This is a genomic window from Streptomyces sp. NPDC017991 (assembly GCF_044328075.1).
Lineage (GTDB): Bacteria > Actinomycetota > Actinomycetes > Streptomycetales > Streptomycetaceae > Streptomyces.
This window is the reverse complement of record NZ_JBIRGP010000001.1, coordinates 369,609-385,881: the sequence shown is the minus strand read 5'-3', so window position 1 is coordinate 385,881 and position 16,273 is coordinate 369,609. Positions and strand designations below refer to the sequence as shown.

Here is a 16,273-nt window from a genome sequence, read left to right as displayed (position 1 = left end):
CTCCCATGTCGTCGCTCATGGCAACCACGCGTGGTGTCCACCGCACCGCAAAGGAAGGATCTCCGGCCCCTGTCGCAGGAGCCGGAGACCCTTTGTTCAGCCCAGCCGTTCAGCCGTTCAGCCGCTCAGTCGGTCGGCGGTTCGTGCGGTTCGGCGGTTCAGCGGTTGAGGCGGGCGGCGGACGCCCCGACGGGCGCGCCGGTGATGGTGAACTGCGAGCCCGGCTCGATGAGTACGCTCCCTTCGGCGGAGTCGGTGATGGTGACGTTGGTCAGGATTGCGCTGCCGCGGGCGCCGCTCATCGCGAGGATGCCGGAGCCGTTCCTCGACCCGTCGATCTTCACGTCGGTGATCTTCACGCCCGGCATCGAGCCGCCACCCGTCTTGAACTGGATGCCGTCGTAGGTCGAGTCGAGGATCTCGGTGTCACGGATCGTCACGCCGGGAATGTCCTGACCCTGTGCGAAGAGCGTGATGGCGCCGAACTCCTGGTCCTCGTTCCAGAACGCGCCGCCCGTCCGGTGCAGGGCGTTGCCCGCGATGAGGGTCTGCCCGGTGAACGGGAGCGGGTCGTGGTCGGTGGCGAGCATGATGCCGGGGTAGTTCATCGTGTCGGCGATGACGTTGTTCTCGATGGTGTTGCCGTAACCGCCGTACACCGCGATGCCGTTGGCCCGCCACGGCAACTGGATGGTGTTGTTGCGGAAGTGGTTGTCGTGGCCGATGTCGACCGAGGTGTCCTTCACGTACTTGCTGGACCACACGGCGAGCGCGTCGTCACCGGTGTTGCGGAACGACGAGTTGTACACGGTGGAGTTGCGGGTGCCGTTGGCGAAGTTGATGCCGTCGGCGTAGGTGTTGCGGATGCGGACACCGGAGAACTCCAGCCCGTCGCCGGGGCCCCACAGTTCGGGGATGTTGGAGTAGTCGCGGCCGGCCCACACACCGACGTTGGCGTGCTCGATCCACACGTTGGTGATCTTCGTGCCCTTGCCGAAGCGGCCGTTGAGACCCACACCGCCCTCGGCGTTGCCGTCGCCGCCCCGGATGGTGCCCGAGCCGAAGATGGCGATGTCGGAGATCTGGGTGTTGTGGTCGATGTCGAAGCCGAAGTTGCCCTCGTGCGGGTGGTTGATGCCACCGGCCTGGTGCGGCGGGGTGAGCGTGTAGAGCTGGGAGTGCCACATGCCCGCACCCTTGATGGTGACGTCCCGGATGCCGACCTGGTTGTACTGGCCGCGGTCGAGCGGGTCGTCGGTGAGGATCTTCTGCTCCTGGCGCCACTGCCCGGCCGGGATCCACACGCAGGAGATCGTGCCGTTCTGGTCGGCGGTGACCGCCCGCTGGAGGGCGTCGGTGTCGTCGAGCCCGTCGTTCGGGACCGCCCCGTACTCGGTGATGGACGTGCAGTTCGCCGGCTTGCCTGCCGCGGGCGCGACCTGCTCCAGGTCGACCAGGTCGATGACGTAGAACGCGGCCGTGTCGCCCGCGTCCCGCTGCAGACGGAACTTGGTGCCCGCCGGGTAGGTCTGCGCCAGCAGCGCGTGCGACTCGTCGAAGAGCCGACGTGCGTCACCGCCGGGCGTGTTGGTCAGCCCCTCGGGGTCGTCGGTGGTCCCGTACAGCCAGCTGTGCTTCGACGACAGGTCGAGCTTCTGCACGAAGGTGTCGTTGGCGTACAGGCTGATCGTGGCCTGCGCTCCGCCGCCGCTTGCGGCGTCCGGGACGGAGTTGCGCACCACGAGGGAGTTGGAGGAGGCGGTCGAGGTGAACTCGACGAACTGGCCCGTGGAGCCCAGCCGGACGGACTTGCGCCCCGAGGACTCGGTGGCGAAGTTGGTGTGGCCGAAGGTCCGCTTGGCGTCGGCGGTGAGCAGCGTGCCTTGGTAGCGGCCGTCCTCCGCCTCCAGTTCGGTGTAGGGGACGGCGGCGCCCCGGCCCACGACGAGTGACTTGGCGAGGACGTTGTTGTTCTCGTTGGTCTCGGTGACGACTCCGGTGGCGTCGGCGGTCGCGGTGAGGGTGGCCCCGCCCGCGGTCGCCGTCCACGTTCCGCTGACGGCCACGTTCGCCGTGGCCCCGGCCGCCACCTGGCCGGTGGTGCCGTTGAGCGTGGTGGAGCCGATCTGGAGCCTGGTCACGGAGCCGGCCGAGGCGGCGGTGGTGCCGCGGTTGTGCACGGCCACGGTGAAGGAGACGGGCGAGCCGACGGCAGGGTTGGCCGGGCTCGTGGTGATGCCGCTGACTTCGAGGTCCGGGCCGGGAGCCTGGCCGACGACCAGCCGGGCCGCGGCGGTGCGGCTGTTGTTGCTGTCGTCGAGTTCGGCGACCGTGTTGCGCGGATCCACCACGGCGGAGACGCCGTAGCTGCCGGCCGGCCGGGTGCCCGCGGCGACGGCCACGGTGGCGGACGCGCCAGCTTCGAGCGCGGGTACGTTTCCGCTGCCCGCGACCGCGCCTTCCAGACTGGCCTCGACGGTCGTGGCGGCCGAGCGTGCCGTGCCCGCGTTGCGGACGGTGGCGTTGACGGTCACCGCGTCCCGCTCGGAGGGCGAGGCGGGTGTCCAGTCCAGGCCGGTGACGGTCAGGTCGGGCGCGGGTGCGGCGGTCCCGACGATCTGGAACTCGGCGACCTGCCCGCCGGGCGCCCCGGTGTTGGAGAAGAACCGGAGCCGGACGTCGGACCAGCGGCCGGTGACCGGGATGGTCACCGAGTTGTTGTCCCGGGAGGGGCTGAAGGCGTAGTCGGCGCGGTCGCGCAGCGAGGTGAAGCCGCTCGCCGCGTTCTCCCGGCCGAACACCTGGATGCCCTGGGTCCTGGCGCCCCACACCTGGTCCGGGTTGAGCTTGACGACGACGGCGGTGACGTCCGCGTCGGCGCCGAGCTTCACGGTCAGGTCGGACGGGTGCCCGGCCGCCTCCCAGTAGGTGGAGGTGGAGTCGTCGGTGGCGTTGGCCGCGACGAAGTTCTGCACCGACGAGGTGGCCTCGACCGGCTTGTTGCGGGCCAGGTTGGTGCCCGTGGGCGGAGGGGTGGTGCCGCCGTCGTCGCCGATCACCTCCAGCTCGGAGAGCTGAGCGGCGTTCCAGCCGGTGTTCCCGGTGATGTTCACGCGCACGTACCGTGCCGTGGCGGGGGAGGCGAGGGTGACCGGGACGGTGTTGGCCTGCGCGGGGTTGAACGCCCGGCCCGTCGAGGCCGCGACTGTGCTGAAACTGGAGCCGTCGGTGCTGCCCTGGAGGGAGAGCGTCTGGCTGCGGCTCTCCCAGGCGGCGGGCAGTTTGAGCACCACCTGGTCGACGGTGCGGGTCGCGCCGAGGTCGACCTGGACCCACTGCGGGAAGGACCCGGTCGGCCCCTCCCAGTAGGAGGCCTGCGCACCGTCGGTGACGTTTCCGGCGGTGTACGAGCCGTTGGAGCCGCCCGCCGTGGCCGGCCGGCCGAGCGCGAGGTTGACGGCGGCCGCCGCCTTCGTCCGCTCAGTGTCGGGGGCGGTGGCGGCCCGGGCGCTCGACGTGAGGGCCAGGGGTATCAGCCCGGTCGTCATGAGCGCGGCTATGACGGCACCGGTCAGTGACCGGCGGCCGAGGGGTCTCCATCTCATGGGGTCCTCTGTTCCGTTGTTCCGTTTGTTCCGTGGGGGAGCGGGAGCACGGCAGTCGGGCTGGGCACACCGGGGCAGGCACGGGGGGTGCGGGAGAGGGAGGGGAGTGTCCGACGAGGAATGCACCGGCCTTGCGCGTAAATTGAGCTGCTCAGTCGATTCTTTGCGGAAACTACGCCCACAGGTTTCTAGCCTGTCTCCACTTTGTCAACGGTCCCGGTACTACCGGTAGTTGACGTGGAAGCCGCTTGCATCGCTTGCGGTCCCACTTGCGTTTTTCGACAGTCCGCACGAAAGCGGCTGGCCCGGTGCCACAGCAGGTGCGAGCGCCGCGCGAGGTTGCGTTTCGGACATGCTCACGCCATAGACGTACCGTCAACTCTCTGCAACTCTCTGATCGATCGACGCAAAAGAGAGTGCTCTTCACCGCACATTGAAGCGCGATGCGCCGACCCCCACGGAAGCCCACCCACACAGCCGCCCGGGGCCGCCCACCTCCGGACCGGGGCGGAGATCGGGGACATATGAGACCGCAACGCCGGGGATGGCGGGGGATAGCCGCCGTTCTCTCCACCGCTCTGCTCCTGCTGGGCTGGCCGGCGCTGACCGCCGCCGCGGTGGCCGCGGGGCCCGACCTCGCCGCCGGACGGCCCGCCACCGCCAGCAGTGCCCACGCCGAATACGCCGCGAGCAACATCACCGACGGCAACCAGGGAACGTACTGGCAGAGTGCCGGGAGCAGCCTCCCCCAGTGGATCCAGACGGACCTGGGCATCACCGCCCGCGTGGACGAGGTGGTGCTGAGACTGCCGGCCGGCTGGGAGAGCCGCAGCCAGACCCTGTCCGTCCAGGGCAGCGCGGACGGCACGAGCTTCACCACGCTGAAGACCTCCGCGTCCTACGCCTTCAGCCCCGGCAGCGCCAACACGGTGACGGTGACCTTCCCCGCCGCACAGGCGCGGCACGTGCGGATCGAGATCACCGCCAACACCGGGTGGCAGGCCGCCCAGCTCTCCGGGCTGGAGGTCCACGAGGCCGGTGACACCTCGGCGAACCTGGCCCGCGGTCGCACCCTCACCGCCGCCAGTCACAACGAGACCTATGTGCCGGCCAACGCGGCCGACGGCAACAAGGCCAGCTACTGGGAGAGCCGCAACAACGACCTGCCGCAGTGGATCCAGGTGGACCTGGCCTCCTCCGTGCGCGTCAACCGGGTCGTGCTGCGCCTGCCCGACGGCTGGGGCGCCCGCAGCCAGACCCTGAAGATCCAGGGCGGCGCCAACGGCACCGACTTCACCGACCTGACCGCCTCCAAGGCCTACGCCTTCGCGCCGGGCGACGGAAACTCGGTGACGATCTCCTTCGACGCGACCACCACCCGGTACGTACGCGTCCTGGTCACCGCCAACACCGTGCAGGCCGCGGCACAGTTGTCCGAGCTGGAGGTCTACGGCCCGGCGACCGGCGACACCCAGGCGCCGAGCGCGCCCGCGGACCTCGCCTACACCGAGCCCGCCACCGGCCAGATCCGGCTGGCCTGGAAGGCGTCCGACGACAACACCGGAGTCACCGGCTACGACGTGTACGCAGACAACGAGCTGCTGACCAGCGTCGCGGGTACGGTCACCACCTACACCGACAACCGTCCCGGGAACGCCACGGTCTCGTACTTCGTGCGGGCCAAGGACGCGGCAGGCAACGTCTCCGGGAACAGCAACACCGTCACCCGCCGCGGCGACAGCGGCGACACCCAGGCACCCACCGCGCCCGCGAACCTGGCCCTCACCGAACCGGCCGCCGGTCAGATCCGCCTCGCCTGGAACGCCTCCAGCGACAACACCGGCGTCACCGGCTACGAGGTGTACGCCAACAACAGCCTGCTCACCACGGTCGGCGGCACGGTCACCACGTACACCGACAACCGTTCCGCGAGTGCCACGGTCTCGTACTTCGTGCGGGCCAAGGACGCGGCCGGGAACGTCTCGGGCGACAGCAACACCGTGACCCGCAACGGCACTTCGGGCCCCGGCTCCAACCTCGCGGTCGGCAAGGCGATCACGGCCTCCTCGACCGTGCACACCTTCGCCGCCGAGAACGCCAACGACAACAGCACCTCCACCTACTGGGAGGGCTCAGGACACCCCGCCACCCTCACCGTGAAGCTCGGCGCCAACGCCGACGTCACGTCGCTCGTCCTCAAGCTCAACCCGGACAGCTCCTGGGGCGCCCGCACCCAGAACATCCAGGTCCTCGGCCGCGAGCAGGACGCCTCCGGCTTCACGAGTCTGGTCGCCGCGAAGGACTACGCCTTCAACCCGTCGAGCGGCAACAGTGTCACCGTGCCCGTCACCGCGCGCGTGGCCGATGTGCAGCTGCGCTTCACCTCCAACTCGGGCGCCCCGGCCGGGCAGATCGCCGAGTTCCAGGTGATCGGCACCGCCGCACCCAACCCCGACCTTGAGGTCACCGCGCTGACCGCGTCCCCGGCCTCACCGGTCGAGTCCGACGAGATCACCCTCACCGCCACCGTCCGCAACAGCGGCGAGGCCGCCGCACCCGCCAGCGCCGTCGCACTGCGCCTGGGCGGCACCAAGGTCGCCACGGCGGCCGTCCCCGCCCTCGCGGCCGGCGCGACACGGACCGTCGGCGCCTCCGTCGGGGCGCGCGACGCGGGCACCTACCAGCTCAGCGCCGTGGCCGACGACGCCGGTGCGGTCATCGAGCAGAACGAGACCAACAACACCTACACCAGCCCCACTTCGCTCGTCGTGCGACCGGTCTCCAGCTCCGACCTCGTGCCGGTGCTGACCACCACACCGTCCGGCCCGGCGGACGGCGACACCGTCACCTTCAAGGTCGCCGTGCGCAACCAGGGCACCACCGCCTCGGCGGGCGGCGCACACGGCCTCACCGTCGCGCTGGTCGACTCCAAGGGCGCCACCGTACGGACCCTGACCGGCTCGTACGACGGCACGATCGCCGCCGATGCCACCACCGGCGCCGTCACGCTGGGCACCTGGACCGCCGCCAACGGCTCGTACACGGTACGCACCACGGTCGCCGCCGACGCCAACGAACTCCCGGTCAAGCGGGAGAACAACACGGCGAGCCAGTCCCTGTTCGTCGGACGCGGCGCCAACATGCCCTACGACACGTACGAGGCGGAGGACGGCAGCACCGGTGGCGGCGCGGCGACCGTCGGGCCCAACCGGACCGTCGGCGACCTCGCGGGGGAGGCGTCCGGCCGCAAGGCGGTCACCCTCAACAGCACCGGCGAGTACGTGGAGTTCACCACCAAGGCCGCCACCAACACGCTGGTCACCCGCTTCTCCATCCCCGACTCCGCGGGCGGCGGCGGGATCGACGCCACCCTCAACGTCTACGTCAACGGCACCTTCCGCAAGGCACTGCCGCTCACCTCGAAGTACGCCTGGCTGTACGGGGCGGAGGCCGGTCCCGGCAACGCGCCGTCCGCGGGCGCGCCGCGCCACATCTACGACGAGGCGCACCTGATGCTGGGCGAGACCGTCCCGGAGGGGGCGAGGATCCGGCTGCAGAAGGACACGGCCAACACCTCCAAGTACGCGATCGACTTCGTCAGCCTGGAGCAGGTCTCACCGGTCGCCAACCCCGACCCGGCCGCGTACGCAGTCCCGGCCGGCTTCGGTCACCAGGACGTGCAGAACGCCCTGGACCGGGTGCGCATGGACACCACCGGCAAGCTCACCGGTGTCTACCTTCCGCCCGGTGACTACGAGACGTCGAGCAAGTTCCAGGTGTACGGCAAGGCCGTGCAGGTGGTCGGAGCCGGGCCCTGGTACACGCAGTTCCACGCCCCCTCGGGCCAGGACAACACCGACATCGGCTTCCGGGCGGAGAACTCCGCCAAGGGGTCCTCGTTCAAGAACTTCGCCTACTTCGGCAACTACACCTCCCGTATCGACGGGCCCGGCAAGGTGTTCGACTTCGCGAACGTGTCGGACATGGTCATCGACAACACCTGGACCGAGCACATGGTCTGCCTCTACTGGGGAGCCAACACCGACCGGGTGACGATCAGCGACGCACGGATCCGCAACACGTTCGCCGACGCGATCAACATGACCAACGGGTCGACGGACAACCACGTGGTCAACAACGAGTCCCGGGCCTCGGGCGACGACAGCTTCGCGCTGTTCTCCGCGATCGACGCGGGCGGCGCCGACATGAAGGACAACCTCTACGAGAACCTGACCTCGATCCTCACCTGGCGGGCCGCGGGCATCGCCGTCTACGGCGGCTACGACAACACCTTCCGCAACATCCACATCGCCGACACCTTGGTCTACTCGGGCATCACCATCAGCTCGCTGGACTTCGGGTATCCCATGAACGGCTTCGGCACATCTCCGACGACCGTCGAGAACGTCTCGGTGGTCCGCTCCGGCGGTCACTTCTGGGGCAACCAGACCTTCCCCGGCATCTGGCTGTTCTCCGCCTCGAAGGTCTTCCAGGGCATCCGCGTCAACGACGTGGACATCGTGGACCCGACCTACAGCGGGATCATGTTCCAGACCCAGTACGACGCCGGCGGGCGGCCCATCAACCCGATCAAGGACACGATCCTCACGGACATCTCGGTGACGGGTGCCCGCAGGAGCGGAGACGCCTACGACGCGAAGTCCGGCTTCGGACTGTGGGCCAACGAGCTGCCGGAACAGGGTCAGGGTCCGGCGGTCGGTGAGGTCACCTTCAACGGTCTGAGGTTCAGCGGCAACGCCGTGGACGTACGGAACACCACCTCCACCTTCAAGATCAACATCAACCCCTGAGGCAGCCTGGAAGGAGGCCACAAGGCTGGCGCAAGCCGTTTGCGCGGCTTGCGCTAGCCTTGCGCTCATGACGCGACGACTTGCTCAGGTAGCCAAGAAGGTTGGAGTCAGCGAGGCCACGGTCAGCCGGGTCCTCAACGGCAAGCCCGGAGTGTCGGACAGCACCCGGCAGTCGGTGCTCACCGCGCTGGACGTCCTCGGCTACGAGCGTCCCACCCAGCTGCGCGGCGAGCGGGCGCGTCTGGTCGGCCTGGTCCTGCCCGAACTGCAGAACCCGATCTTCCCCCTGTTCGCCGAGGTCATCGGTGGCGCGCTGGCCCAGCAGGGGCTCACCCCGGTGCTGTGCACCCAGACCAAGGGCGGTGTCTCCGAGGCGGACTACGTGGAGCTGCTGCTCCAGCAGCACGTCTCCGGCGTGGTGTTCGCGGGCGGCGGCCTGTTCGCCCAGGCGGACGCGCCGCACGACCACTACCGGCAGCTCGCCGAACGGCGTATCCCGGTCGTGCTGATCAACGCCCCGATCGAGGGGCTCGACTTCCCCTGTGTCTCCTGCGACGACGCCGTGGCGGTCGAACAGGCGTGGCGCCACCTCACCCTGCTGGGTCACGAGCGCATCGGCGTGGTCCTCGGCCCGAGCGACCACATCCCCTCGCGGCGCAAGCTGGCCGCGGCCCGAGTCGCCGCGGAGGCGGCCGGCGGGTCCCTGCCCGACGCGTACGTGGAGCGGTCGATGTTCTCCCTGGAGGGCGGCCAGGCGGCGACCACCCGCCTGCTGGACCGCGGTGTCACCGGTGTCGTCTGCGCCAGTGACCCGCTCGCCCTCGGTGCCATCCGTGCCGCCCGCAGGCGGGGCCTCGCGGTGCCCGAGCAGGTCTCGGTCGTCGGCTACGACGACTCCGCCTTCATGAACTGCACCGAGCCCCCGCTGACCACGGTCCGCCAGCCCGTCGAGGCCATGGGGCGGGCCGCGGTGGACCTGCTGTGCGCCCAGATCCAGGGCGCCGAAGTCCAGCCCGGCGAGCTGCTGTTCGAGCCGGAACTGGTGGTCCGCGGCTCGACGACACAGGCTCCCCGGGGCTAACCCGTACGGCAATTCCCACGACAGAAGCGCGGCGAGGCACACCCGGCCCCGGCGCGCTTCTGCTTGCGCGCACGCCTCTCTCCGAGATCACCCATATGCGTCGTACTGTCAATCATTTACGAAAGCTGCGCGAGATATTGCGGTCATCTGTTCGCGGTGGTTGAGTGTGCGGCGCCCCACATCGCACCGGCGATGAGGGCGCCTTCCACGTTCATGCCCGAAGGGGACCACCCATGAGAAGAGCTCGGTTCCGCCGCACCCGCCGCGCCGGCGCGGTCACCCTCGCTTCCGCGCTCACGCTGACGGCACTCGCCGCCTGCGGTACGAGCAGCAGCGGCGACGACGGCGACAACGGCTCCGGCAACGGCGCGAAAGCCGATCCCGCCGCACCGCTGGACCCGAAGACGAAGGTGTCCATCTCCATCGACTGCATGCCCCCCGCGGCGAAGGCGGCCGAGCTCAGGCAGTGGAACGAGGACGTCAAGGAGTTCAACAAGAAGTACCCGAACGTCACCATCAAGGGACGTTCCACACCGGGCCAGTGTCTGGAACCGCCGCGCTTCACCGCGATGCTCAAGGCGAAGTCCCAACCCGACGTGTTCTACACGTACTTCACCGACCTGCCGCAGGTCCTCGACAACGACGGCGCCCAGGACATCACCGCGTACGTCAACGACAAGAGCGTCCCGCTGCTCAAGGACATCGACCCCGACGTCCTGGACTCGCTGAAGAAGGACGGCAAGCTCTACGGGCTGCCCACCAGCAACTACCGCATGGGTCTGCTCATCAACCGCAAGCTCTTCAAGGAGGCGGGGCTCGACCCGGACGCCCCGCCGGCGACCTGGGCGGACGTCCGTACCGCGGCCAAGAAGATCGCGGGCCTCGGCGGCGGTGTCGCCGGATTCGGCGAGTACAGCGCGGCCAACACCGGCGGCTGGCACTTCACCGCGCAGATGTACAGCCTCGGGGGCGATGTCGTCGACGCGAGCGGCAAGAAGGCCGCCTTCAACGACGAGACCGGCAAGCAGGTCGCCGAGAACCTGCACGCCATGCGCTGGGACGACGACTCCATGGGCAAGACCCAGCTGCTGAAGTGGGGCGACCTCCAGAAGCAGATCGCCACCGACAAGCTGGGCATGTTCCTCGCCGCGCCCGACGACGTCACGTACATGGTCCAGCAACTCGGCGCCAAGTACGAGAACTTCGGCATGGGACCGATCCCGGGCGGTGAGAACACCCTCGCCGGCGGCAACAACTACATGATCAAGCAGGGGATCTCGGCCGACAAGGTCAAGGCCTCCGTCGCCTGGCTGAACTTCAAGTTCACCACAGTGGGCAAGGGTCAGTACGACTGGAAGCGGTCCAAGGCCGACGCGCTGCCCGTGGGGCTTCCGCAGCCCAACCTGTGGCTGAACGGCTCCAAGAGCAAGGACGACGCGGCCCGTAAGGAGTTCGCCACCATGCCGGTGGAGAACTTCAAGGCGTTCACCGACAACCCCGTCCCGGGCAAGGCCGAACCGCCGAAGGCACAGGAGATCTACAAGGTCCTCGACAACGTCATGTCGGGCATCCTCACCAACAAGGACGCCGACATCGACAAGCTCCTGTCCACCGCCGAGTCCCAGGTCAACCAGGTCCTGGCCACCCAGTGACCGTGCGGCGGCCGGGCGGGTGACATCACCGCCCGGCCCGCCCGCGCGCCGCCGCAGCACGTCAAGGAGCGAGCATGTCGGCCCCCACCCTCACCAAGGACCCGGCGGTCAAGGACCGCCGTCCCCGCAAGTCCCGCACGGGTGCGCCGCACCTGCCGGACGGCGGGTTCGGCAAGACCCTGCGCCGCAACCTCACCGCCCACGGCTTCCTCATCGGAGCGGTGCTGTGCTTCGCCTTCTTCTCCTGGTATCCGATCGTCCGGGAGTTCCTCCTCGCCTTCCAGAAGACCGAGGACGGCGACGTCAGCTGGGTGGGCTGGGACAACTTCGTCACCGTCTGGAACGACCCGGCCTTCGGCCAGGCCTGGCGCAACACCCTGTGGTTCACCGTGCTGGCCCTGCTCCTCGGCTTCGTCGTACCGTTCGTCACCGCCCTGATCATCAATGAGTTCCGGCACGGACAGGGCTACTTGAGACTGCTGGTCTACCTGCCGGTGATGCTCCCGCCGACGGCGTCGGTCCTGCTCTTCAAGTACCTGTACGACCCCGGGTACGGCATGTTCAACGAGGTACTCGGCGTCTTCGGCGTCCCCGCGCAGCAGTGGCTCCAGGACCCGGACACCGCCATGCTCTCCGTGGTCGTCGCCTCGACCTGGATGAACATGGGCGGCGCGACACTCATCTACCTCGCCGCACTCCAGGGCGTACCCGGCGAGCTGTACGAGGCCGCCGAACTCGACGGCGCGGGACTGTTCCGCAAGGTCTGGCACGTCACCGTCCCGCAGACCCGGCTCATCCTCCTGCTGATGCTCCTCATGCAGATCATCGCCACCATGCAGGTCTTCATCGAGCCGTTCCTGCTCACCGGCGGCGCCGGGCCCGAGGGCTCCACCACCACCGTCGTGTACCTGATCTACCAGTACGCCTTCAACTTCAACAACTACGGAGCCGCGGCGGCACTCGGTCTGGTCCTGCTCGTCCTGCTGGCCGGCTTCTCGGCCGTCTACACCAAACTCAACCGCGCCGACCAGGACTAGGACCCGGGGGAGACACGCACATGTCCACTCGCACGCTGATCTCGCCCGCCCAACTGGCCCGCCCGCGCGGCAAGGCCGTGTACTGGGTGTGCTTCGCGCTCGTCGTCGTCCTGTTCACGCTGGCCTTCCTCGCCCCGCTGTACTGGATGGTGACCAGCGGACTCAAGACCACCCAGGAAGCCGTCCAGACCCCGCCCACCTGGGTGCCAGGCTCCGTCCACGCGGAGAACTACAAGCGGGCCTGGGAGGTGATGGACCTTGCGAAACTCCTCCTCAACACCCTCTACTACGCGTTCGGCGCACTCGCCTTCCAGCTGGTGCTCGACGTCGCCGCCGCCTACTCGCTGTCCAAACTGCGGCCCGTGCTCGGCAAGATGATCCTCGGCCTGATGCTCGCCACCCTGATGATCCCGGCGACCGTCCTCGTCGTACCGCAGTACCTCACGGCGCTGGACGTGCCCATCGTCCAGCGCAACCTGCTCAACTCGCCCTGGGCGATCTGGCTCCCGTCGGTCACCAACGCCTTCAACATCTTCCTGCTCAAGCGGTTCTTCGACTCGATCCCCAGGGAACTGCTCGACGCGGCCTCGATGGACGGCGCCGGCCCCCTGCGCGTCCTGTGGTCCATCGTGCTGCCGGTCTCCCGGCCCATCCTCGGCGTGGTGTCCATCTTCGCCGTCGTCGGTGTCTGGAAGGACTTCCTCTGGCCGATGCTGGTCCTGCCCGACCCGTCGAAGCAGACCCTCGCCGTCGGCATCTACTCCCTGGCGACCAGCGTGCCCGAGAACGTCCTGATCGCCTCCCTGACCATCGCGTCCCTGCCCACGCTCATCCTCTTCCTCATCTTCCAGCGCAACATCATGAGCGGACTGACGGCCGGCGGCCTCAAGGGCTGACCGAGCGTCCGCAGTCCGGGCACCACTCCCAGTCCGGGCACCACTTCCAGTCCGGGTGTCACCCGCAGTACCGGGTGCACACGCGTTCCGGGTGTCACCCGCAGTGAACACCACGCAGGCGCCCCCACCGATCCTCCGCCGCCGCCCCGTTCCCGACGCCTCGCTGTCCGGGGCGGCGGCGGAGAACCACCCCTGCCCCGAAAGGACCGACACGTGGCAGCCCCTCAGCCCGGAACGACCCCCGGACACACCGACGACTGGTGGCGCGGAGCCGCCATCTACCAGGTGTACCCGCGCAGCTTCGCCGACGGCGACGGAGACGGCACCGGGGACCTCGCGGGCGTACGGTCGAGATTGCCCTACCTCGCCGAACTGGGCGTCGAAGCCATCTGGTTCACCCCCTGGTACCTGTCCCCGCTCGCCGACGGCGGCTACGACGTCGCCGACTACCGCACCATCGACCCGGCCTTCGGAGACCTGGCCGAGGCCGAGCGGCTGATCGCCGAGGCCCGCGAGCTGGGCATCCGCACCATCGTGGACATCGTGCCCAACCACGTCTCCGACCAGCACGCCTGGTTCAGGGCCGCACTCGCCGCCGGACCCGGCAGCCCCGAGCGCAAGCTCTTCCACTTCCGCCCCGGCCGCGGCGAACACGGCGAACTGCCGCCCAACGACTGGCCTTCGCAGTTCTCCGGCCAGACCTGGACCCGGGTCGAGGACGGCGAGTGGTACCTGCACCTGTTCACCCCGCAGCAGCCCGACCTCAACTGGGCCCACCCCGCCGTGCGGGAGGAACACGAGGAGGTGCTGCGGTTCTGGTTCGAGCGCGGCGTGGCGGGCGTGCGTATCGATTCCGCCGCACTGCCCGCCAAGGACCCCGACCTGCCCGAGTTCGTGGAGGGCCGCGACCCCCACCCGTACATCGACCGGGACGACCTGCACGAGATCTACCGCTCCTGGCGGCGGATCGCCGACGAGTACGGGGGTGTCTTCGTCGGTGAGGTGTGGCTGCCGGACTCCGAGCGCTTCGCCCGCTACCTCCGCCCCGACGAACTGCACACGGCGTTCAACTTCAGCTTCCTGTCCTGCCCTTGGGACGCCGACAGACTCCGCGCGGCCATCGACGACACCCTCGCCGAACACGCCCCGGTGGGCGCTCCGGCTACCTGGGTGCTGTGCAACCACGACGTCACCCGCACGGTCACCCGCTACGGGCGTCAGGACACCGGCTTCGACTTCGCGACCAAGACCTACGGCACGCCGACCGACCTGCGGCTCGGCACCCGCAGGGCACGCGCCGCCGCCCTGCTCACCCTCGCCCTGCCCGGCTCCGTCTACCTCTATCAGGGCGAGGAACTGGGCCTGCCCGAGGCGGAGATCCCCCGGGACCGCATCCAGGACCCGATGCACTTCCGTTCCGGCGGCACCGACCCGGGCCGCGACGGCTGCCGGGTCCCGCTGCCATGGACGGCCGACGCCCCGTACGCCGGCTTCGGCTCAGCGGTCGAACCCTGGTTGCCCCAGCCCGACGGCTGGCCCGCGTACGCCGCCGACCGCCAGGCCGACGACCCCGATTCCATGCTCAACCTCTACCGTGCCGCACTGGAACTGCGCCGCGCCGACCCGGCCCTCGGCGACGGCCCCCTGCGCTGGCTGCCCTCCTCCGACGGCGTCCTCGCCTTCCGCCGTGCCCCGGACCTCACCTGCGTGGTGAACCTGGCCGACAGTCCGGCCGCCCTGCCGGACCACACGGAGGTGCTTCTCGCCAGCGGGCCACTGGACGTCGACGGCAGGCTGCCCTCCGACACGGCGGTGTGGCTGCGGAGTTGAGAACACATCAGCCGGTACGAAGCCGCAAGTGCGGTCAGGAGTCCGGTCAGGAGTCCGGTCAAATGTGCGGTCAAATGTGCGGTCAGAAGTGCGTGGCGACGCCGAAGACCCGCCGGAGCTGAGCCATGTCATGACGGTCGCGGTCGGTCGGCTCGTACCCCTGGTGGAAGTAGACCTGCTGGTCGGCCGACAGGCACGGGACGGCGGTCCCCCGGATCGTGCCGCCGACGAAGCACGGGGCGGGATAGACGAACGGGCGGTGCGGGTCCGGGGAGGCCTGCACCGCGGACCCGTCCGACGCGAAGGCCAGTGGGTGCAGGTCGATCTCGCGGCCGTGCGGGTCCGTGACCACGAACCGCACGGGACGCCAGTCCACCGTCTCGGCGAAACCGGCCCCGGCGAGGGCCGCCACGACGGTCTGCTCCTGGTCCTTCCGGTGCATCAGGTCCAGGTCGCGGTGCGGACGTGTCTCTTCCCCGACGAGAGCGTCGACACCCCACCCCCCGCCCACCCAGACATCGACGGCTGCCTCACGCAACACGGCGAGCACGGACAGTACGTCGTCAGCGGTCATCACGCGAGTACGGTAGCCGCTCAACGACTGGGCGGACGAATGGATTCGGGGCAGTCGGCAAGCTGCCGGCAGCCGGGAACCTACTTGTCCAGCACCGTGACACCGGCCCGGGCGTACTTCTCGTCGAGGTCGCCGGACGGCGCGCCCGCCACGCCGACGCCCGCGATCGGCGCGCCCTTCGCGGTGACCGGCGCCCCGCCCGCGAGGAACAGGGTGCCCGGGATGTCCTTCAGGTTCGGGGCCTGCTCCAGGCGCTTGGCCAGCTCGGAGGTCGGCGCGTTCCACGACACCGCCGTGTACGCCTTCTTCTCGGCGGACTCGTACGACTGCGGGCCGGCGCCGTCGCCGCGCAGGGTCACCACGGTGTTGCCGTCGCGGTCGACGACGGCGACGGAGACGCGCTGGTTGTCCTTGCCCGCCGCGTCGAGCGCCGCCCGCGCGGCCCGGCTCGCGGCGTCGACCGTCAGTCGGGTGGACTGCGTCAGGTTCTTGTTCGAGGCGTCGGCCTTCACCGCTGCCTGGGCGGCGGGCACCGACGAAGCGGCGCTCGCCGAATAGGCGCCGTAACCGCCGAGGGTGACGGCGGCGACGAGGGCGCCACCGGTGACGACGCGGGTACGGCGGGAGACCTTCTCGACGTGCTTCATGGCTGCCCATTCCTCAAGGTGCGCGGATGGATGTGTAGGGGTGGAGATGGCGGGCCCCGGCTGTGCGGGCCGCCCTTCCCCGTCATCCATCGTGGGTCCGGGAAGGGCGCCCGGCGGTCGGTGCATCGGCTGCACGCGGC

9 protein-coding genes are annotated in these 16,273 nt (G+C 69.4%); 6 read left to right on the top strand and 3 right to left on the bottom strand.

The genetic code is table 11. From position 1 onward, the window contains the following. Window positions 1–158 precede the first annotated feature (158 nt). Complete coding sequence (locus tag ACH4DZ_RS01540; RefSeq protein WP_398284853.1) at window positions 159–3,605, bottom strand: CARDB domain-containing protein; 3,447 nt, start codon at window positions 3,603–3,605, stop codon at window positions 159–161. Between the two features lie 524 nt (window positions 3,606–4,129). On the opposite strand from ACH4DZ_RS01540, the gene ACH4DZ_RS01535 reads away from it, so the two are divergent. The 6 genes from ACH4DZ_RS01535 (at window position 4,130) to ACH4DZ_RS01510 (ending at window position 14,912) form a co-directional block, all read left to right on the top strand. After that, window positions 4,130–8,416 carry a discoidin domain-containing protein gene (locus ACH4DZ_RS01535; protein WP_398284852.1) on the top strand — a complete coding sequence of 1,429 codons (4,287 nt, stop codon included), beginning with the start codon at window positions 4,130–4,132 and terminating at the stop codon, window positions 8,414–8,416. Between the two features lie 67 nt (window positions 8,417–8,483). Beyond that, window positions 8,484–9,497, top strand: coding sequence for a LacI family DNA-binding transcriptional regulator (locus tag ACH4DZ_RS01530; protein WP_385832030.1), 1,014 nt, complete (start codon window positions 8,484–8,486; stop codon window positions 9,495–9,497). A 233-nt stretch (window positions 9,498–9,730) separates the two neighbouring features. After that, a complete protein-coding gene (locus tag ACH4DZ_RS01525) occupies window positions 9,731–11,149 on the top strand; it encodes an ABC transporter substrate-binding protein (RefSeq protein ID WP_398284850.1) in 1,419 nt (472 codons plus the stop codon). A 74-nt stretch (window positions 11,150–11,223) separates the two neighbouring features. Continuing rightward, on the top strand, window positions 11,224–12,186 hold the full coding sequence (locus ACH4DZ_RS01520; RefSeq protein WP_398284848.1) for a carbohydrate ABC transporter permease: 963 nt from the start codon (window positions 11,224–11,226) through the stop codon (window positions 12,184–12,186). 20 nt (window positions 12,187–12,206) lie between these two features. Beyond that, the gene (locus ACH4DZ_RS01515) at window positions 12,207–13,082 is read left to right on the top strand and encodes a carbohydrate ABC transporter permease (RefSeq protein WP_398284847.1); all 876 of its coding nucleotides are present in this window, start codon (window positions 12,207–12,209) and stop codon (window positions 13,080–13,082) included. A 213-nt stretch (window positions 13,083–13,295) separates the two neighbouring features. After that, window positions 13,296–14,912 carry a glycoside hydrolase family 13 protein gene (locus ACH4DZ_RS01510; RefSeq protein WP_398284846.1) on the top strand — a complete coding sequence of 539 codons (1,617 nt, stop codon included), beginning with the start codon at window positions 13,296–13,298 and terminating at the stop codon, window positions 14,910–14,912. 82 nt (window positions 14,913–14,994) lie between these two features. On the opposite strand, the gene ACH4DZ_RS01505 is transcribed toward ACH4DZ_RS01510, so the two are convergent. Then, window positions 14,995–15,486, bottom strand: a complete 492-nt coding sequence (locus ACH4DZ_RS01505; protein ID WP_398285439.1) for a nucleotidyltransferase domain-containing protein — start codon at window positions 15,484–15,486, stop codon at window positions 14,995–14,997. A gap of 80 nt (window positions 15,487–15,566) precedes the next feature. After that, entirely contained in the window at window positions 15,567–16,133 is a 567-nt protein-coding gene (locus ACH4DZ_RS01500; protein WP_398284845.1) for a heme-binding protein, read from the bottom strand. Window positions 16,134–16,273 lie beyond the last annotated feature (140 nt).